The sequence below is a fragment of the Ruegeria intermedia genome, from assembly GCF_900129345.1.
GTDB classification, from domain to species: domain Bacteria; phylum Pseudomonadota; class Alphaproteobacteria; order Rhodobacterales; family Rhodobacteraceae; genus Ruegeria; species Ruegeria intermedia.
Genome location: NZ_FQVK01000015.1, coordinates 42,764 through 60,412, shown reverse-complemented (window position 1 = coordinate 60,412; position 17,649 = coordinate 42,764). Strand labels below are relative to the sequence as shown.

Annotated in this window: 16 protein-coding genes, 1 other RNA gene and 1 riboswitch; of the genes, 5 read left to right on the top strand and 12 right to left on the bottom strand. The window is 65.1% G+C overall.

Annotation, left to right across the window (positions count from 1 at the left end):
- Positions 1-293 precede the first annotated feature (293 nt).
- A complete protein-coding gene (locus F3H26_RS11785) occupies positions 294-3,119 on the bottom strand; it encodes an ATP-binding protein (protein ID WP_188127756.1) in 2,826 nt (941 codons plus the stop codon).
- 235 nt (positions 3,120-3,354) lie between these two features.
- On the opposite strand from F3H26_RS11785, the gene F3H26_RS11780 reads away from it, so the two are divergent.
- Together F3H26_RS11780 and F3H26_RS11775 are read left to right on the top strand one after the other, a co-directional pair.
- Positions 3,355-3,636 (top strand): Os1348 family NHLP clan protein, encoded by a 282-nt coding sequence (locus F3H26_RS11780; protein WP_149776248.1) that lies wholly within the window; start codon positions 3,355-3,357, stop codon positions 3,634-3,636.
- A 6-nt stretch (positions 3,637-3,642) separates the two neighbouring features.
- Positions 3,643-5,625, top strand: a complete 1,983-nt coding sequence (locus F3H26_RS11775; protein WP_149776247.1) for a RiPP maturation radical SAM C-methyltransferase — start codon at positions 3,643-3,645, stop codon at positions 5,623-5,625.
- Positions 5,626-5,687: 62 nt separating this feature from the next.
- Here F3H26_RS11775 and F3H26_RS11770 read toward each other — a convergent pair whose 3' ends face one another.
- The 7 genes from F3H26_RS11770 to F3H26_RS11740 form a co-directional block, all read right to left on the bottom strand.
- Positions 5,688-6,371, bottom strand: coding sequence for a type 1 glutamine amidotransferase domain-containing protein (locus F3H26_RS11770; protein ID WP_149776246.1), 684 nt, complete (start codon positions 6,369-6,371; stop codon positions 5,688-5,690).
- A gap of 33 nt (positions 6,372-6,404) precedes the next feature.
- The gene (locus tag F3H26_RS11765; RefSeq protein WP_149776245.1) at positions 6,405-7,433 is read right to left on the bottom strand and encodes an NADP-dependent oxidoreductase; all 1,029 of its coding nucleotides are present in this window, start codon (positions 7,431-7,433) and stop codon (positions 6,405-6,407) included.
- 36 nt (positions 7,434-7,469) lie between these two features.
- Positions 7,470-7,883 (bottom strand): organic hydroperoxide resistance protein, encoded by a 414-nt coding sequence (locus tag F3H26_RS11760; protein ID WP_149776244.1) that lies wholly within the window; start codon positions 7,881-7,883, stop codon positions 7,470-7,472.
- Between the two features lie 60 nt (positions 7,884-7,943).
- The gene (locus F3H26_RS11755; protein WP_149776243.1) at positions 7,944-8,534 is read right to left on the bottom strand and encodes a TetR/AcrR family transcriptional regulator; all 591 of its coding nucleotides are present in this window, start codon (positions 8,532-8,534) and stop codon (positions 7,944-7,946) included.
- Between the two features lie 113 nt (positions 8,535-8,647).
- A complete protein-coding gene (recR, locus tag F3H26_RS11750) occupies positions 8,648-9,241 on the bottom strand; it encodes a recombination mediator RecR (protein WP_149776242.1) in 594 nt (197 codons plus the stop codon).
- 43 nt (positions 9,242-9,284) lie between these two features.
- Positions 9,285-9,629 carry a YbaB/EbfC family nucleoid-associated protein gene (locus F3H26_RS11745; RefSeq protein ID WP_005980576.1) on the bottom strand — a complete coding sequence of 115 codons (345 nt, stop codon included), beginning with the start codon at positions 9,627-9,629 and terminating at the stop codon, positions 9,285-9,287.
- Between the two features lie 86 nt (positions 9,630-9,715).
- Positions 9,716-11,470 carry a DNA polymerase III subunit gamma/tau gene (locus tag F3H26_RS11740; protein ID WP_149776241.1) on the bottom strand — a complete coding sequence of 585 codons (1,755 nt, stop codon included), beginning with the start codon at positions 11,468-11,470 and terminating at the stop codon, positions 9,716-9,718.
- Positions 11,471-11,624: 154 nt separating this feature from the next.
- Between F3H26_RS11740 and F3H26_RS11735 the strand changes: the two genes are divergently transcribed.
- On the top strand, positions 11,625-12,128 hold the full coding sequence (locus F3H26_RS11735; RefSeq protein ID WP_149776240.1) for a protein-tyrosine phosphatase family protein: 504 nt from the start codon (positions 11,625-11,627) through the stop codon (positions 12,126-12,128).
- Positions 12,129-12,131: 3 nt separating this feature from the next.
- Here the strand turns inward: F3H26_RS11735 and F3H26_RS11730 are convergent, their stop codons facing one another.
- Positions 12,132-12,539 (bottom strand): hypothetical protein, encoded by a 408-nt coding sequence (locus tag F3H26_RS11730; protein WP_149776239.1) that lies wholly within the window; start codon positions 12,537-12,539, stop codon positions 12,132-12,134.
- 87 nt (positions 12,540-12,626) lie between these two features.
- Positions 12,627-12,842, bottom strand: a riboswitch (cobalamin riboswitch).
- Positions 12,837-13,442: a TetR/AcrR family transcriptional regulator gene (locus F3H26_RS11725; RefSeq protein ID WP_149776238.1), complete on the bottom strand. Its 606-nt coding sequence runs from the start codon at positions 13,440-13,442 to the stop codon at positions 12,837-12,839. (Overlaps the previous riboswitch by 6 nt.)
- An 83-nt stretch (positions 13,443-13,525) precedes the next feature.
- Between F3H26_RS11725 and F3H26_RS11720 the strand changes: the two genes are divergently transcribed.
- On the top strand, positions 13,526-14,383 hold the full coding sequence (locus tag F3H26_RS11720) for an alpha/beta hydrolase family protein (RefSeq protein WP_149776237.1): 858 nt from the start codon (positions 13,526-13,528) through the stop codon (positions 14,381-14,383).
- Between the two features lie 62 nt (positions 14,384-14,445).
- Here the strand turns inward: F3H26_RS11720 and ffs are convergent.
- An RNA gene (gene ffs / locus F3H26_RS11715) (signal recognition particle sRNA small type) lies at positions 14,446-14,542 on the bottom strand.
- Between the two features lie 40 nt (positions 14,543-14,582).
- Positions 14,583-16,502 carry a bifunctional 2',3'-cyclic-nucleotide 2'-phosphodiesterase/3'-nucleotidase gene (locus F3H26_RS11710; protein ID WP_149776236.1) on the bottom strand — a complete coding sequence of 640 codons (1,920 nt, stop codon included), beginning with the start codon at positions 16,500-16,502 and terminating at the stop codon, positions 14,583-14,585.
- Positions 16,503-16,656: 154 nt separating this feature from the next.
- Here F3H26_RS11710 and nudC point away from each other — a divergent pair, with 154 nt between their 5' ends.
- A complete protein-coding gene (nudC, locus tag F3H26_RS11705; protein WP_149776235.1) occupies positions 16,657-17,640 on the top strand; it encodes an NAD(+) diphosphatase in 984 nt (327 codons plus the stop codon).
- Positions 17,641-17,649 lie beyond the last annotated feature (9 nt).

The following is a 17,649-nucleotide window of genomic DNA, read 5'->3' as shown; positions in this document are numbered from 1 at the left end:
CGTCGAGCGATTGTGGCCGAGCCTGAAGTGCGGCTGCGCATACTTGCACGCTTGGGAGACGGGGGCAGAGGCAAAGGCAGGCGACCGCATGTTGGTCGAGTTCTATATTCGCATGCGCCCACGTTCCGCCCTTGGCGGCAAACCCCCGATTATGGCCCATCGGCCGAAAAAAACGAAACCAACCCTATCAGCCGCAACAAAGAGGGCCTTGAGTTACGTCGAAGTCCGCCCAAAGATTGGAGAGCAGCAGAAGTTGCGGCGCGGACAGTTTGCCTGGAATGTGATTGGTGCCGTTAGAAACAAGTCAACGTTGGGTCGCATCCGAAATATCCGTTCCGCCGGCAAAGGTCTGCCAGCTCCGCGGCGGCTTCCTCGGCTTCGCCGGCGCGGCCCTCTTCCTGCAGAACGCAAATCTCGGCACTCAACAGCCAGGCGACAAAGGCTTCCATCTGCATTTCCCGCGCAAGACCTAGGCTCTTGGTCAGGACAAGTCGCGCATCCGTGAAGTCCCTGTTTCGGGTCAGCACACGGGCGAGCGGCGCTGCTGCAAAGCAACTGAGAACATCGATCCCGGCTTCGCTGGAGATCTTCAGTGCCATGCGCAATGCCTCTGCTGCTCGCGTGTCGTCTTCTGCCTTCCAGCAACTGATCCCGCGCGCGATCAGGGCGAAGCTGCGGTCATACACCTTGCCCGTCTCGGCCGCGATTTCCAGCGCTTCGCGAATGTCGTCCTCGGCCTTGTCGAATTGGCCCAACATGCTTTGGGCGTTGGCCCGGGTCGCGATTCCCAGCACTGAAATCGACCCGGTCGTTCCGGTTTCGACGGTGCGGAACTCGCTCTGAAAAAGACCGGCGTGATGGTCGATCGCCGTCTTGGCGCTCTCGTAGTCTCCGTGGAACCAGGCGGCCTGCGCCAAGGCAAAGGCTGCGTTGGCCTGCAGCCGGGCATCGCCCAGTTCGGTTGCGCTGTCCAGGGCGCGTTGCGAAATTCGGCGCGCGTCACGAATATCGAACAGGATCGTCGTCATGATCCCCTGATCGATCTGCGACGTGATCTTCGAGACCCTGTCCCCCGCGTCATCGCATAATTTCTCGGCTTCTTGCGAGATTTCGAGAATGCGGCGGAAATTTCCGCTGGCCACCAGCGAGACGCGCAGGCCCCGACGAACCCGCAGTTCAAGTTCGTACACGTTCTGAGCCCCGGTCTCGGCCTTCAGCCTGCCGACGCAACGCAGCGCGTTGTCGAAATACGAAACCGCCGCCTCGAACGAGAACATTCGGCTGGCAAGCTCGCCGCAGCGCAGATAGGCTTCGGTTGCCTCCTGCCACAGCTTACCCTGATCGGCATGGCGGGCGATGGCCTGGGCGATTTCCAGATCATCGGTGTCCGCGCCGGCGTGCAGGGCCTCGAAGATGGCCCGGTGCAGGCGCGATCGGCGCAGACGCGGAATGCTGCGATAGCCGACTTTCTGCACCAGCGCGTGGCTGAACCGGATCTGCTGGTTTTCCGCGGGGCCGTAGGTTTCCAGAAAGCCGTTCTCGATCAGGGCCGTCAGCCGGGGTTGGGCTTCGAATCCCAGGCGCTGAAGCGTTTCGGTCAGCGTACTCCACGTCCAGCGCAGACCGCCGACCGCGGCAACCTGAAGCGCCTTTTTGTTTTCGCTGTCCAGCGTGTCGATCCGTGAGGCGATGAGAGGCTGGATGCGGGCCGGCACTTCCAGATCGGCAAGGTTGCGGTGCAGGCTTTGGCTGTTTTGTGTCCGGTCCAGCCGGTCTCGCAGATGGTGGGCGAATTCCTCGACGAACAACGGGGTGCGGCCGCTCATGGTGTCGACGAAGTCGCGCAGCAGGCCGTCGTCGCCCCGTGGCCCCAACAGGCGCGAAATCAATTCCCTGCAGTCGTCCTCGCCAAGCGGGGGGACCGGAAGCAGCTGCAACCTGCCTTTCTGATCGCTTGTGAAGGGCGTCGCGTTGCGTGAAGTGAGCACCACGAGAACCCGCAGGAAGGAGATGCGTGAGAGCAACTCCTGAACCACGTCCAATGTGCCCTGGTCCGCCCAGTGAAGATCCTCGAACAACAGAAGAAGCGGTTTCTCTTTCCGGGTCGACAGGATCATCCTGGACAGGATGTCGTTCAGTTTGCGGCGCCGGCGCGATGGGTCGCCGGCGGCCTGTTCGACTTCGGTGCGGGCGCGGCGAAAGATCGAAAACAGGGCCTGTCTGGTGTGATTGTCCAGGAACCTGGTGTTCCCGATCCCCTTCGACAGCTTCGCTTCCAACTCGGCGTCCGACCGGCAGTCGGACAGTTTCAGGCGGGCGTTCAAGGCGCGGATGATCGGAAGATAGGCAGCCGTCTGATCCAGCGAGAAGCAATTGAACTCCCACAGATCGACCGCCTCGGGCGCGATGTCTTCCACCAGTTCGTGGGTCAGGCGCGACTTTCCGACCCCCGCCGCGCCAAGCAGCAGGACCGAGTTGCCCTCACCCTGGCAGGCCCTGGACCAGGCCTCGCGCAGCCGGGCCAATTCGGCCTCGCGCCCGACCAGGGGCGAGCGGTCGCGACGTGCCTGCGATGCCCACCGGGACAGTTGCTCGTTGCGGGCCTTGATCTCGAACAGTTTCAGCGTCTTGTTGCGCCCGTCGATCTGCAATTCGCCGACGGGTTCATGGTCGAACAGGGTTCCGACGCTTTGGATGACCGTTTCCGAGACCGTCACCACGTTCTTGCGGGCGGCGGCCTCGATCTTGCTCGAGATGTTCATGACCGGCCCGAGAAAGGCCTGCTCGCGCCCCTGGGTGTGCTGCAGATCGCTGACCAGCAGTTCGCCGGCGTGGATTCCGATGCGGACGTCGGGGCTCTGATCTCCCTTCCCGGCGATCTGGCGGATGATCTCCTGCGCGCTGGCAATCGCCTTTGCGGCGTGGTCCTCGTCGGCGTGGGGCGTGCCGAAGACCGCCAGCGCGCCGTCCCCGGTGAACAGCGTGGTCGCGCCGTTCTTTTCGCAGATGGTCATGATCTGTTCGATCACCGGCCCCAGATGGCTGACCGCGTCTTCGGGGTCCAGGTCGCCGATGATCATGGTCGAACGCACGATGTCGGCAAAAAGCACCGAACACATTCGGCGCTCGGTTGGCTCGATCTGTACCCGACTCCGCATTCTCGAAGGCTCCCCCCGGTCGGATGCGAGTATGTCTGGTCCGCCCGGAATATTCCAGCCCGATCCGTATGGCCGACGCCAGATCATCGGCGCAGTCGCCGCCGGGACTGGCCGAGGGCGCAGGGTGCTTAATCGTTGAGTTTTCTCCAATAACACTATACCAGTCGCGCATGGTTTTAAGAAATTGGGGGCAGAAATGACCGATCACCATACTCGTGGACTGACTTTGGAAGACGTCCAGACCATCATCGGGCGCGGGGTGCTGGACGAGGCGTTCCGCAACGCGTTCATCAAGAACCCCGAAGAGGTCGTGGACCGGCTTGGCATCACGCTGGATCAGGATGACCACGCGCGCAAGCTTCTGGGCGCCATCAGTTCGGTCTTTGCCGGTGAGTCGGATCTGAAGACCGCGATGCAGGACATCAAGGCAGCCTACGAACAGACATCCGACGGTGTGCTTCGCCCGCGCTGCGCGTAATCCCGCATGAGCGAGACGCCGCCGGGTCATGTGACGTCGCAACCTGCGGCGGGTCAGCGCCTGTGCCTGGTGTCGATGCCGTTTTCCTCGCTGCAGCATCCCGCGCTGGGGATATCGCTGCTGGCGACAATGGCCAGGGACGCCGGGGTCGCGACCACCGAAAAATACTTCAGCTTCGACTTTGCCGAAACCATCGGCCTTGACGACTATTTCCTGCTGTCCGATGGCAAGGTCTATCAGGCCCTGTTAGGAGAGTGGCTGTTCAGTGATCTGGTCCATCCGCGCCCCGAGCCGGATGCGATGGCCTATCTGCTGGACGTCCTGGGCGACCATGTCGAGGGGGTCGAGTGGCTGACCTATGTGCATAGCGCGTTGGCTGCCCGAAAACTGACGCGGGATTTCGTGGAGCGCTGCGCCGACGAGGTGATGTCATGCGCCCCGACCGTGGTCGGGATCACATCCTCGTTCCAGCAGGTGATGGCGTCGGTCGCGCTTGTGCGGGCCCTCAGGAAACGATCCGACGACCTGGTGATCGTCATGGGGGGCGCCAATTGCGAGGGGCCGCTGGGCGAGGCGCTTTTGCGGGCGCACCCCGAACTGGATGCCGTGTGCCAGGGCGAAGGCGAGCAAGCCTTTGCCGAATTTCTCGACAAGGTGCGAACCCGGCGCGACCTGCCCGCCGTGCGCGGGATGTTGACGCGCTCGGACCTGCGGCAGGACCGCCCCGGGCAGCCGCCGCGTCTGACGGCAGATCTCGATGCCTTGCCGATCCCGGATTTCAGCGCGTTCTTCGATCGGTTCGAACAGACGCCGGGATTGTCCGACATCCTGACGCCTTCGCCCACGATCGAGACATCACGCGGATGCTGGTGGGGTGCCAAGCACCATTGCACGTTCTGCGGTCTGAACGGTCAGACGATGGCGTATCGCAGCAAGTCCCCGGACCGGGCGCTTGCCGAGTTCCGCCACCTGGCCGACCTGTACGGGCCTGACATCGTGGTCGTCGACAATATTCTGGACCATCGCTACCTCAGGACGCTGATTCCGCGGCTTGCCCGCGACGAGCGCCCGTTTCTGATGCATTACGAGGTGAAGTCGAACCTGTCCCCGTCGGTGATCGCGGCGCTGGCCGATGCGGGCATCCGCAAGGTCCAGCCGGGGATCGAGACCTTTGACACGGCCAGCCTGATGCACATGAAAAAGGGCGTTTCCGGGATTCAGAACATCCAGACGCTCAAGCTGTGCGCCGAGGCGGGCGTGTTCGTCGAATGGTGCTTTCTGTACGGCTTTCCCTGCGAGACCGCCGAGACGTTCCGCAACCTGTCCCGTCTGATCCCGTTGCTTGCGCACCTGCAGCCGCCGGGCTCGGTCGGACCGGTGCGGGCGGATCGGTTCAGCCCCTATTTCGAACGCCCCGAGGCCTTTGGCATCAAGGTCGCGCCGGCAAAGCCCTATGCGCATGTCTATGCGGTTCCGCCCGAGGAGTTGTGGGATCACGCCTATCATTTCGACATTCTCGAGGACGGTTCAGCCTCGGCAGATCAGCGCGCGCAGCCGGTGCTGCACAGCCTGAAGGATTGGCAGGCCAGCGCGGCGGCGGCGCTGTATTTCGACGGCGACCGGGTCGTGGATTCCCGCCGCCCCGAATGCCCGGTCAGCCATGACCTGTCCGAGGTCGAACGATCCATTCTGGACCTGTGCCCGACCATCATGGGGGTGGATCTTTTGCGCAAGCGGTTGATGGGCAGTTACGACGCCAAAGCTGTCGAGCAGGCCCTTGACCGGTTGCAGCGCGCGGGGCTGATCCATGCCGAGGGCAGTTCGGTCTTGTGTCTGGTTCTCAGAACGCCGGGCTTTTTGCGTGCGCCGGGCTGGGCCGATATTCGCGCAACGCCCGAACACGCCTTCGCCGCACAAAGACCGCAGGATTTCGCGCCCGAAAGCCGCTCGGCATCCGCGCCCGATCCGGTGGTCCCGCAGCACGGCTGAGGCAGGGTTGCCCGACGAATGCCCGCCCCCGCAGCGCAGCTGCCGCAGGGGCGGTGCTGCGATCAGTTTCCGTTCAACAGGGCCAGGACGGCTTGGGCGGCGCCCACGGACGAGGCCGGGTTCTGGCCCGTGACAAGGCGCCCGTCGGTCACCGTCAACGGGCCCCAATCATCGGCTTTTTCGTAAAGCCCGCCATTGGCCTTCAACATGTCCTCGACCAGGAAGGGCACGATGTCGGTCAGGCCCACGGCCGCCTCTTCGGAATTCGAGAACCCGGTGACGCGGCGCCCCGAGACCAGCGGCTTTCCGTCCTGGGCGGTGGTGTGCCTGAAGACCGCGGGCGCGTGGCAGACGGCACCGACCGGGCGATCCGTCGCGGCGAAGGTTTCGATCAGGCGCTTGCTGTCCGCGTCTTCGGCCAGGTCCCAAAGCGGGCCGTGGCCGCCCGGATAGAAGATTGCGTCAAAACCTTCGGCGTCGATGTCCGACAGGCGCCGGGTCGATGCCAGCTGGGCCTGCGCGTCCGCGTCTGCCGCAAAACGCCGGGTGGCGTCGGTCTGCGCGGCGTCTTCGTCGCTGGCCGGGTCGATGGGCGGTTGCCCGCCCTTGGGCGAGGCCAGCACGATCTCGGCCCCGGCATCCTTGAACACGTAATAGGGGGCCGCGAACTCTTCCAGCCAAAAGCCGGTCTTGCGGCCCGTGTCGCCGAGTTGGTCATGAGACGTCAGAACCATGAGGATCTTCATTGCTTGTCCTTTCGTTTGGCTTGTCCGAAGCCGTCAGTCTTGCGCAACGCGGATGACGCGTTTGCCGAAATTCTCGCCCCGCAGCAGGCCGATCAGCGCCTTGGGGGCGTTTTCCAGCCCGTCGATCATTTCCTCGCGGTACTTGATGCGTCCGGACTTGACCCAGTCGCCCATCTGCGCCGCGAAATCGGGGTAGAGGTGGCCGAAATCCTCGAAGATAATGAATCCCTGCACCGTGATCCGTTTGCGCAGGACCTGGCCCAGGAACCAGTTCATCCGGTCCGGCCCCTCGGGCAGCGCGGTGGCGTTGTATTGCGATACGAGCCCGCACAGCGGGATGCGGCTTTTGAGGTTGAGGTTCGGGATCACCGCGTCCAGCACCTTGCCGCCGACATTCTCGAAATAGATGTCGATGCCGTCCGGAACGGCTTGGCCGAGCTGCTCGGCGAAATCCGGGGCCTTGTGGTCGATGCAGGCGTCAAAACCCAGCTCGTCCACCGCATAGGCGCATTTCTCGGGGCCGCCGGCCACACCGACGACCCGGCAGCCCAGGATCTTGCCGATCTGGCCGACCGTTGCCCCGACCGGCCCGGTCGCCGCGGCGACCACGATTGTCTCACCGGGTTTCGGCGCGCCGATCTGCGTCAGGCCGGCCCAGGCCGTAAAGCCGGGCATGCCCAGCACCCCAAGCGCCCAGGACGGGTGCGCGGGCGCCTGGCCGAGGTTCAGCACGCCCTCACCATCCGACAGGGCATAGTCCTGCCAGCCATTGAAGCTGAGCACCCAGTCGCCTTCGGTAAACCCGTCGATCTTCGAGGCGACCACGCGCGCCACGGTGCCGCCCACCATGACCCCGCCGATCTCGACCGGCGGTGCATAAGAAGGGGCGTCGCTCATGCGTCCGCGCATATAGGGGTCCAGCGACAGGTAAATCGTGCGCAGCAGCATCTGCCCCTCGGCCGGTTCGGGGATATCCGTTTCGACCATGCGCAGCGTGTTGGTGTCGGGTTCGCCCTTGGGGCGCTCGGCCAGAACGATCTGGCGGTTCCTGATGTCAGACATGTCGTGTCGGTCCTTTGCGTTGCGTTGAGCGCGTGATCACGCGTTGGTATCGACATGCAGGCGCACGTCGACACTTCCGCGTGTGGCGTGGGAATAGGGGCAGACCTGATGCGTCGCCTCGACCAGCTTGCGGGCGTCGTCATCGGACAGCCCGGGCAGATGCGCCGTGATGTCGAGATCCAGCCCATAGCCGCCATCGGACCGCTGCCCCAGACCGACCGCCACCGTGGTGCTGGCGCCGGTTGTATCCAGCCCCAGGGACTTCGCCATCAAATCCATGGCGCTGTCGAAACAGGCGGCATAGCCCAGGGCAAAAAGCTGTTCGGGGTTGTGGCCATCGCCCCGGGTGCCCGGGCGCACCATCGGAACCGACAACGAGCCGTCATCCAGCGCGGTCACCCCCGATCGGCCACCGGTGGCCGTCGCGGTTGTTTTGTAGAGAATTTTCATGGGCAGGCTCCTGTCCTCGGTTGATATTAGACCGGTCGTCTATGAACCAGGCAAAATTTTTTACATCGGGCGTATCGCGGATGCAGTTGATTTCATGGCCGATTCCAGCGGTTCGACCGACCCGGACAGGCCAGCGACCAGGCTGGCGCCCAGCCACTGGTGATAGATCGCGCGCGCCGTCAGCGCCGGATCCTCGAGCCGGGCCACCGAACCTTCGGCGATGCCGTCGCGCAGGGTCTGGGTCAGGGCCTCGACGATGCCGTCCACGGCGTTTTGCAGAACACCGCTCATGCTGTCTGACAGGTCCGAGACCTCGGCCGCCAGCTTGACGACCAGGCAGCGATCTTCCGGGTTTTGCCCGGTCTGCTTGCGGATCCAGCCCTGAAAATAGGCCAGAAACCGATCATGCGCGTTCAGCGACGGGTTGTTCAGCGTGTCCGCCAGCCCTTGTCGGTAATCGTCGGCAAAACTTTCCAGAAGCGCGCAGCCATAATCCTCTTTCGAGGCGAAGTAATGGTAGAACGAGCCCTTGGGGACTCCAGCCTTTTTCAGCAGGTCGCTCAGGCCGACGCCGACAAACCCGCGCTCGGCGGTCAGCCGGCGGCCAACGGCCAGAATCTGTTTCCGGGTATCCTTGCGTTGCGTGCTCATGGGCAACGAGATGGCAATTAATAGACCGGTCGTCTAGTGGGGTGGTGAATGAAAATTCAGGTGACGTAATGTCGGGTCATCGCCCACGACGAAAGTGAACGGATTTCGAAACCTTACAGTTCCTTCCGCGCCCGCAGCGCTGCGGTGATCGTCCCGTCATCCAGATAGTCCAACTCGCCTCCGATCGGTACGCCCTGCGCCAGAGAGGTCAGACGGACCTGGCCTTCCAGTTGATCGGCGATGTAATGGGCCGTGGTCTGCCCGTCGACGGTGGCGTTCAGGGCCAGGATCACCTCGGTGATGTTTTCGGCGGTCACCCGGTCGCGCAGGCGGGGGATGCGCAGGTCTTCCGGGCCGACGCCGTCCAGCGCCGAGAGCGTTCCGCCCAGCACATGGTAGCGGCCCTTGAACACGCCCGCGCGCTCCATCGCCCACAGGTCGGCCACGTCTTCGACCACGCACAGTTCTCCGGTGGCGCGGTCTTCGGCATTGCAGATGTCGCAGATGTCGGTGGTGCCCACGTTGCCGCAGTTCAGGCATTCGCGTGCGGTGGCGGCGACCTGCTGCATGGCGTCCGACAACGGCGTCAGCAGCAGGGCGCGTTTGCGGATCAGGTGCAGCACCGCCCGCCGGGCCGAGCGCGGCCCCAGCCCCGGCAATTTTGCCATCAGGTCGATCAGGGCGTCGATGTCACTGTTCGAACTCATGGCCTGTCCTGCTTGGCTTTGGCGGCGGGGGGAAGGAGAGAGATCAGAACGGCAGCTTGATGTCCGCCGGCAGGCCCATGCTTTCGGTCAGCTTGGCCATTTCTTCCTGCGACCGCTCGGCGGCTTTGGTCTGCGCGTCCTTGATGGCGGCCAGGATCAGGTCCTCGACCACCTCCTTGTCGTCGCTGTTGAAGATCGACGGGTCGATGTCCAGCCCTTTCAGCTCGCCCTTGGCCGAGGCCGTGGCCTTGACCAGACCCGCGCCGGATTCGCCGACGACCATGATGGTGTTCAGCTCTTCCTGCATCTGCGCCATCTTGGTCTGCAGTTCCTGCGCGGATTTCATCATCTTGGCCATGTCGCCGAGACCGCCGAGTCCTTTGAGCATCTGTATGTCTCCTGTCATTCGATTTGCGGCCTAAATACGGGCCGTCTGCGTCCTTCACAAGGGCAGCGCGCCTTCTGCGCGGATGATCAGTCTTCCTCGAACGGATCCCACTCGTCCTCGACCTCGGGCAGGGCTTCGGTTTCGACCTTGGCCGCGCGGTCCTGAGGGGGTTCGATCCGGGTGATGCGGGCCTTGGGGAACTGAGTCAGAACCGCCTGCACCAGAGGGTGTTCTTCGGCCTTGGCCTTCAGCGCCAGCTCGGCCGCATCGCGCAGCTCGGCGATGGTGGGCGCGTCGCCGTCCGAGACGATCGAGACCGCCCAGCGATTGCCGGTCCAGCGCTGCAGCGCGGACCCGAGCCGCGCGGCCAGGTCGGTGGGCGCCTTTTCGGTGGGCGTGAACTCGATCCGGCCCGGCTGGTACGAGACAAGGCGGACGCCGTTTTCGACCTCGACCAGCAGCTTCACGTCGCGGTTGGCGCGGATCAGCTCGACCACATGCTCGAACGTTGGATAACGCGCCAGCGCGGTCTGCACGTCCTGGGCCAACGCCGCCGTCGGCGCGCCGCCCGCGCCACGCGGGGCCGGCGCATGGGCCGAGGCCGTCGCGGTCACGGGCGGGGCGCTGTTTCCGGCGACCGGAGCGCCGCCCCCCGGCCCGCCGACGGGCGGCGGAGGGCTGTCCTGTAGGCGCTTGATCAACTCTTCCGGGCTGGGCAGATCGGCCACATGGGTCAGGCGGATCACCGCCATCTCCGCGGCCATCATCGCGTTGGGGGCGGCCGAGACCTCCTCGAGCGCTTTCAGCAGTATCTGCCACATCCGGGTCAGCACCCGCATCGGCAACGCCTCGGCCATCTGCTGGCCGCGAGCGCGTTCATCGGGTGAGACGGTCGGATCCTCGGCCGCGTCGGGCGTGATCTTCACCACCGAGACCCAATGCGTGATTTCAGCCAGATCGCGCAGCACCGCCAGCGGGTCGGCGCCCTCGGCATATTGCGCGCCCAGCTCGGTCAGGGCCCCGGCCGCATCGCCGCGCAGGATCATGTCCATCAGGTCCAGCACACGGCCCCGGTCGGCCAGTCCCAGCATCGCGCGCACCTGATCGGCAGTTGTTTCGCCGGCACCATGGCTGATTGCCTGATCCAGCAGCGAGGTCGCATCCCGGGCCGAGCCTTCGGCGGCGCGGGTGATCAGGGCCAGCGCGTCATCCGAGATTTCCGCGCCCTCGGCGGTGGCGATCCTGCGCAGCAGGCCGATCATCACCTCAGGCTCGATCCGGCGCAGGTCGAACCGTTGGCAGCGCGACAGCACGGTGACCGGAACCTTGCGGATCTCGGTCGTGGCGAAGATGAATTTCACATGCTCGGGTGGTTCCTCCAGCGTCTTCAACAGCGCGTTGAAGGCGCTGGTCGAAAGCATGTGGACTTCGTCGATGATGTAGATCTTGTACCGCGCGCTGGCCGCGCGATAGCGCACGCTGTCGATGATCTCGCGGATGTCACCCACGCCGGTGCGGCTGGCGGCGTCCATTTCCAGCACGTCCACATGGCGGCCTTCCATGATGGCCACGCAATGCTCGCACTGGCCGCAGGGTTCGGTCGTCGGGCCGCCATTGCCGTCGGGGCCGATGCAGTTCATGCCCTTGGCGATGATCCGGGCCGTGGTCGTCTTGCCGGTGCCGCGGATGCCGGTCATGATGAAGGCCTGCGCGATCCGGTCCGCCTCGAACGCGTTTTTCAGCGTGCGCACCATGGCATCCTGACCGACCAGGTCGGCAAAGGTTTCCGGGCGGTATTTGCGGGCGAGAACCTGATAGGCGGGGCTGGACTGTGTGGTCATGTCTGCTCTGACGGATTCGTACTGACGATGCAGGGTAGAGTTCCCGGTGCCCCGCGTCCACAGCGCCGGTGCAGGTTTTTCGCTTTGGCCGTGGCGCCGGTTGGGTCATACTGGCGGGATAGTTTCAGTCTTGCGATTTTGAAGGGTGATTTTGATGTCCAATCTGGTTGTTCATGCCCTGCAGGTCGGTGGCGGTTCGCTTGCCCTGACCTCGATCCCCGGCGGAGGCGGCGACTACGCCGGCGACCTGGACCTGATCGGCGGCTGGGCGCCGGGACTTGTGATCTCGATGACGACCCTGGCCGAGATGGTCGCCGTGGGGGCGGGCGATTTCGGATCGGACATCCAGGGGCGCGCCAGCCGCTGGGCGCATCTGCCGGTCGACGATTTCTCGGCGCCTGAGGGTGACTTTGACGGCCAGTGGCCGCCGGTCAGCGCTGCCGCCCGCCATGCGCTGAGCGGCGGCGGGCGGGTTCTGGTGCATTGCCGTGGGGGCTGCGGCCGATCCGGCATGGCCGTTCTGCGCCTGATGATCGAATGCGGCGAGGCCCCGGAACCGGCGCTCAAACGCCTGCGGGCCGTTCGCCCCTGCGCCGTGGAAACCGAGGCGCAGTTGCTCTGGGCCGTGGCGCCGGCGCGGGTTGCTACCCCGGAGTGACCGTCAGATGACTGCCGGCAAGGCCTGTTCCGCCATGCTGGCGGGTTCCAACGCGACCGCCTGCAGCATCGCGCAGGGTGACGTGTCCAGCCCCTGCGCCGGGCAGGCATCGGCCAGATCATTGAACATCAGGTCGGCATAGGCGGCCAGGCTTTCCGCGGCGGCTTCGGGGCGCGCGCCGCAATACACCCGGATCAGGTCGGCACGGGCATCAAAGCGGGCAATGCATCCCGGCGTGCAATGGGTCAGTTCGCCGGTGCCTTCCACCCGGAAATCGGGCGAGGTTGCCGCGCCGGCCGCCGCAACCGCCTGCGCGACCGACCGGGCCAGATGCGCCAGCGCCGGGCAGGTTCTGCCCGTGCGTTGGCAGACGGTCGCGGAAAATTCGTGCGTGTTTGTCTTCCAGATCATGATGCGCCCTCCGCGCGCTGGGCGGGGCGGCCCGGAGCAGTCGGCCGGTTTCACGGCCAGACCCTGCCCGGACACCCCGTCCGAGTTTCGGTTTCACGTTTGATGGCAGGTCTCCTGACTTGCGGGTCGCTGCTTTGCCGACCTTCCCAACCCTGCGGTCAGTGGTATCTCGGCATCGCTCTCCGCCTACAGTTGCGGGGGCAGTCGCGGCTTTGGCCCGTTCCGGTTTTCCCGGGTCGGACCGCACCGTGTTCCCTTTTCATCCCGGCCGAAGGCGCGGGAACCATCACCCAATCGCTAGCGGTCAGGGTCGGGCCGAGTCAAGCCGCATTCGCCATCCGGTTGGAACCGGTCCCACGGGATATGCTCGGGCAACCGGCGCAGCACATTCGAATCCCGACGCGCGCGCGCCAGTTGCCAGCCGCCCTGCATCACGATGAACAGGGTGTCGGCCGCCATGTCCGGATGCGCGACGCCGAACCGTTCCGCATGGCCGCGCACATCCTCGATCCAGCTTTCGTACAGCCGGTCGGCATGGTCGCGGAAGGTTGGGTTGTCGGGGCTTTCGAACAGGGTGGCGGCGATCGGGCAGGTCTCCCACTGGGGCGAGGAGTCGAACAGTTTCGCGATCTTGTGGCACAGGGTGGTGACCCCGGCGCGGAAATCCTGCGCGTCGTTGAACGATGCAGCAATCATGTCGCGCATCCCGTCCGAGGCCCAGCTGGCCGCGGCCAGGGCAAGATCCTGCTTTCCCTTTGGAAAATGATGATACAGCGAGCCCTTGGGCGCGCGGGCCTCGGTCAGGATCTCGGTCAGGCCGACACCGTTGTAGCCCGAGCGCTGGAACAGTCGGGCGGCGGTTTGGGTCAGGCGATCGCGGGTGTTTTGCGGACGTCGGGTCATCTTGCGCGTATCTTGACAGCACTGGACCGATCGGTCCAGATGAAATGATTGGACCGATTGGTCCAGAGCATTTGGAGGCATGGATGTTGGATTCGCAGCAGACCGTGAAAGTCGAGGATTTCGAGTTTTCGGCGGGCAAGGCAAACCTGTCGGCGCGGCTCTATGCGCCGATGGCCCGGCCGGAAATCGCCGTCGTGCTGAACGGGGCGACGGGCGTGCCGCGGGACTATTACCAGCATTTCGCGCGCTGGCTGGCCGCTGAACGGGGCATGGCCTGCCTGACCTATGACTATCGCGATTTCGGGACATCTCTGAAACGGCGCCTGAAGGACTCGGATGCGACGATGGCCGATTGGGCGCTGAAGGACATGCCGGCGGCGCAGGCCGAGATGCGGCGGCGCTATCCCGATGCCAGGCTTTGGGTCATCGGCCATTCGGTCGGCGGGATGCTGGGGCCGCTCCAGCCCGGGATCGACCGGATCGACCGGATGATCTGCGTGTGTTCGGGGCTGGTGACCCTGGCCGATCATCCCTGGCCCTACAAGGGGTTGGCGACCCTGTTCTGGTATGGCCATGTGCCGCCTCTGGTGCGTCTGCTGGGCTATCTGCCGGGGCGGATGCTTGGGTTCGGATCCGATCTGCCAGCCGGAGTCTACTGGCAGTGGCGCAAGTGGTGTACATCACCCGACAGCTATCTGCCGGAACTGGGCGACACGCTTCCGCGGGCCGATTGGGGCCGAACGACGGCCCCGGTCGATGTCATCGCCCTGGAGGATGATCAGACGGTTCCGCCGCCGGCGGTCTGGCGGCTCGCCGAGCTGTACGGGCCTGCGGCGCGGCGCCATCTATTGACCCCGGCGGCCTTCGGCCTGCGCGAGGTCGGCCATATCGGTGCCTTTGCCCGGCGCAGCCGCGCAATCTGGCCGCGGCTGATCGCCTGACGATCCGTCCGGCGGCCCTGCTTCAGGGAATGTTCGGAAAACTTTGTGCCATGGCGGCATCGAGTGAGAGGTTGGACAGCGACCCAAGCGGGGCTCGTTGTGGCTGCTTCCTTCCGGACCTGACCAGGTTGGCGAGGCGCTTGCCCGCGCCAACCTCTCGACCGCCGATATAGGCATCACGCGGCCGCTTGGCAACCCGTCACGGCCAAAGCCGGATCCGGAGAAAGCCCCGGTCGTCCAACCCAAGCGGCTCGGGTTTGAAAGCGGCCAGTTCATCCAGGTATTTCGCGGCACCGGGACCGGTACGCAGCACGGCCGCACGCCCGTGGAAACCGGTCAGGGAAAAGCTGGCCGGGGCGCCTTCGAGCGGATCGCGTTCCAGCGCTCCGGACAGGTAATCCCGGACGACCGCGCCGATGCTCATGCGCGGCAACTGGATCGCCGGACTTTGCCGCGGGATCGGGAAATTGCCACCGCCATTGGCCCGATAGTTGTTGACGGCCACGACAAAGGCCTGGTCCGGCGTGACCGGGGTGCCGTGATGGCAAAGGTTCCGGATCCGCCCAGTCTCGTTGCCGGTCCGGTGTCCGCCCAGGTTGAAACGCGGCGGGCATGACGGATCGATTTCGTAGGTCACCCCGTGCAGAACGTCGAAATTGTGCCCGGTCGCCTGCGGGTCTATCAGGTCTGCGTCGCGGGCGCCGTCGATGTGCCGATAGACTGCCGCCGACATTTCCAGCCAGTTCCGCAACTGCGCGCCGCTGACGACGACCGCCCGCAATTCATTCGGGAACACATGCAGATCCGACACGTGACGCAGGAACACGTCGCCCCGCGGAACGTCCGTGAAATGGCGTGGCCCGGCCCGGCCTCCGAACTTGGACGGGGCAACGCTCGACAGCAGCGGAAGGTCTTCCAACTCCGAGTCTTTCAGAACCGGCCGCAGCGCAGCGGCCTGGGCGGCGGCAACCAGGGTCAGGCCGCGACCCAGCCCGCAGAAGGTGAAATAGCTGTGCAGAGCCTGCTCCGTCCGCCCGACCGGGGATGCCGCACGGCGGCGGGTCCGTGTGTGTCCGGCCCGGCACACTTGCATCATCTCGGGGTCTTCGGGCACGGGCCCCGCATCCGGGTGCGCAGGCCGGACAGAACGGAGTTGGCCGGATTTCGCGACGATGTTCCACCCTGCCGCATCTCGCTCGAGCGTCAGGTCGATCACGCCCAGATGGGTTCCCGCGGTTCCGGGCATGACCACGGGCTTGCCGTGGATCAGGCCTTTCTGCAGGTCCATGCCGGCCACCGGGTCCGGGATGTCCGCGGGAAACAGCATGTGCGTGTGCCCGGCCACGATGGCATCCACGCCCTCGAGGGCGGCCAGCTGGATCACCACATTCTCGGACATGGGGGCGGGCTCGGCGTCTCCCAGGCCGGAATGGGCAAGGGCAATCACCAGGTCGCAGCCGCGGTCGCGCAGTTCGGCAATGCAGGTCCGGGCGGTGGAAATCGAATCGGCGACCTCGACCTGCCCGTCCAGATGGTGGGCTTCCCACCGGGCGGTCTGCGGCGGCAGGATAGAAAAGACGCCGACGCGCAGCGGAACCTCCTCGCCGCCGACCCGCATCCGGCGTTTCAGAACGGTCCAGGGCCGCCAGACCTGCGCCCGTCCCATGCGCCGGAGATTGCCGCACAGAACCGGAAACGGCGCATGTTCGACGATGGCCTCCAGAACCGGCAGCCCGAAGCTGAAATCGTGGTTGCCAAGCGCGATGGCGTCATAGCCCAGTTTCTCGAAAGCCGACAGCAGCGGATGCTGAGGGCCGGGCTGGTCGGCGGCCCAATCACCCAGCAACGTGCCTTGCAGCGCGTCGCCGTTGTCGAACAGCAGCACTTCGGCGCCCGACTGCCGGGCCTCTTGCCGGGCGGCGCGGATCAGGCTGGCCGTGCGGGTCAGCCCGATGGCCTGGTCCGGCCGGTCGGCGTAATAGTCGAAGCTGGTCATATTCATGTGCAGGTCCGTCGTCGCCAGGACGCGAAGGACGGATCGGGTTGCGTGGCCATGCGCCTGATGCGCCAAGGATTTTGTTTTCAACTGCTCTGCTTTTGTGCGTTGTTGCAAATGCATGTTCACCGAGTGGTAGAATATCCGCTTATTCGTCGGGCATCCATGTGTCTTTTTGCAGGCGGAGTGCGGGCACTGCCGAACGGCTGCCCTGGCTTGGGCATTGCGCCGGGCCGACAGTCGTGGCAGCCCTTGGGTCAATCGCAGGAGCATGGACATGAAACGGGCAGAGCAGGTTACATTCGGGGGGTCGGGGCTGAACCGGGCCGCCGAAATTCGCACCAACGACGAAGAACTGGAGGCGGCCCGCACGGATCCGGCGTCGCGCTGCCTGCTGCTGTGGCGGGGCAAGATCCTGGTGCAGGGCGGCGATCTGGATCGGCTGGCCTGGGTGCCGATGACCCACGCTCTGGTGCAGAGCGGCCCCGGGGGTGCCGTCGAACAGCCCGTTTTCATGGGGAAGTCCGACGCGGGCGCGCCCCTGTTTGCCGCCGACATATCCGGTTGGCCGGCCGACGGGCTGGACCTGTCCGGGGTCGGGGCCTTTGTCGATCGCTCCGAGCAGCAGCATCCGGACCTGCCCGCCGGTCATGTCTTTGCCGAGCTGCGGCGCATCATGACCCGTCTGTCGCCCCGCGATGCCGAAATCGCCGCGACGGCGAAGGCGGTGATCGGCTGGCACGAAACCCACCGGTTCTGCGCCCGGTGCGGAACCCGCAGCGCCCCGGCACAGGGTGGCTGGCAGCGGGTCTGCCCCGAATGTGGTGCCCAGCACTTTCCGCGCACCGATCCGGTGGTCATCATGCTGGTCACGTTCGGCGACGCGGTGCTGATGGGGCGCTCGCCCTGCTGGCCCGAGGGAATGTATTCATTGTTGGCCGGATTCGTCGAACCGGGCGAAACGCTCGAGGCCGCCGTGCGCCGCGAGGTCATGGAGGAAGCCGGCGTGCCGGTCGGGGCCGTCAGCTATCTGGCCAGCCAGCCCTGGCCATTTCCGGCTTCGCTGATGTTCGGGTGTGCGGCGCAGGCTCTGTCGCAGAGGCTGACGATCGACCCGGTCGAGATCGAAGACGCGATCTGGGTGTCGCGCGCAGACATGATGCAGGCCTTTGCCGGGGAACACCCGCGCTTGATGCCGGCGCGAAAAGGCGCGATCGCGCATTTTCTTCTGCGCAACTGGCTTGCGGATACGTTGGACTAGCGAGACACT

Excerpts from the sequence above, each read along its gene's own strand:
- F3H26_RS11735 (WP_149776240.1), top strand. The coding sequence starts at position 11,625 with ATGTCCAATCTGGTTGTTCATGCCCTGCAGGTCGGTGGCGGTTCGCTT.
- F3H26_RS11780 (WP_149776248.1), top strand. The coding sequence starts at position 3,355 with ATGACCGATCACCATACTCGTGGACTGACTTTGGAAGACGTCCAGACC.
- F3H26_RS11770 (WP_149776246.1), bottom strand. The coding sequence starts at position 6,371 with ATGAAGATCCTCATGGTTCTGACGTCTCATGACCAACTCGGCGACACG.
- F3H26_RS11720 (WP_149776237.1), top strand. The coding sequence starts at position 13,526 with ATGTTGGATTCGCAGCAGACCGTGAAAGTCGAGGATTTCGAGTTTTCG.
- F3H26_RS11785 (WP_188127756.1), bottom strand. The coding sequence starts at position 3,119 with ATGTGTTCGGTGCTTTTTGCCGACATCGTGCGTTCGACCATGATCATC.
- F3H26_RS11775 (WP_149776247.1), top strand. The coding sequence starts at position 3,643 with ATGAGCGAGACGCCGCCGGGTCATGTGACGTCGCAACCTGCGGCGGGT.
- F3H26_RS11760 (WP_149776244.1), bottom strand. The coding sequence starts at position 7,883 with ATGAAAATTCTCTACAAAACAACCGCGACGGCCACCGGTGGCCGATCG.
- F3H26_RS11765 (WP_149776245.1), bottom strand. The coding sequence starts at position 7,433 with ATGTCTGACATCAGGAACCGCCAGATCGTTCTGGCCGAGCGCCCCAAG.
- F3H26_RS11710 (WP_149776236.1), bottom strand. The coding sequence starts at position 16,502 with ATGCATTTGCAACAACGCACAAAAGCAGAGCAGTTGAAAACAAAATCC.
- F3H26_RS11740 (WP_149776241.1), bottom strand. The coding sequence starts at position 11,470 with ATGACCACACAGTCCAGCCCCGCCTATCAGGTTCTCGCCCGCAAATAC.
- F3H26_RS11745 (WP_005980576.1), bottom strand. The coding sequence starts at position 9,629 with ATGCTCAAAGGACTCGGCGGTCTCGGCGACATGGCCAAGATGATGAAA.
- recR (WP_149776242.1), bottom strand. The coding sequence starts at position 9,241 with ATGAGTTCGAACAGTGACATCGACGCCCTGATCGACCTGATGGCAAAA.
- nudC (WP_149776235.1), top strand. The coding sequence starts at position 16,657 with ATGAAACGGGCAGAGCAGGTTACATTCGGGGGGTCGGGGCTGAACCGG.
- F3H26_RS11730 (WP_149776239.1), bottom strand. The coding sequence starts at position 12,539 with ATGATCTGGAAGACAAACACGCACGAATTTTCCGCGACCGTCTGCCAA.
- F3H26_RS11755 (WP_149776243.1), bottom strand. The coding sequence starts at position 8,534 with ATGAGCACGCAACGCAAGGATACCCGGAAACAGATTCTGGCCGTTGGC.
- F3H26_RS11725 (WP_149776238.1), bottom strand. The coding sequence starts at position 13,442 with ATGACCCGACGTCCGCAAAACACCCGCGATCGCCTGACCCAAACCGCC.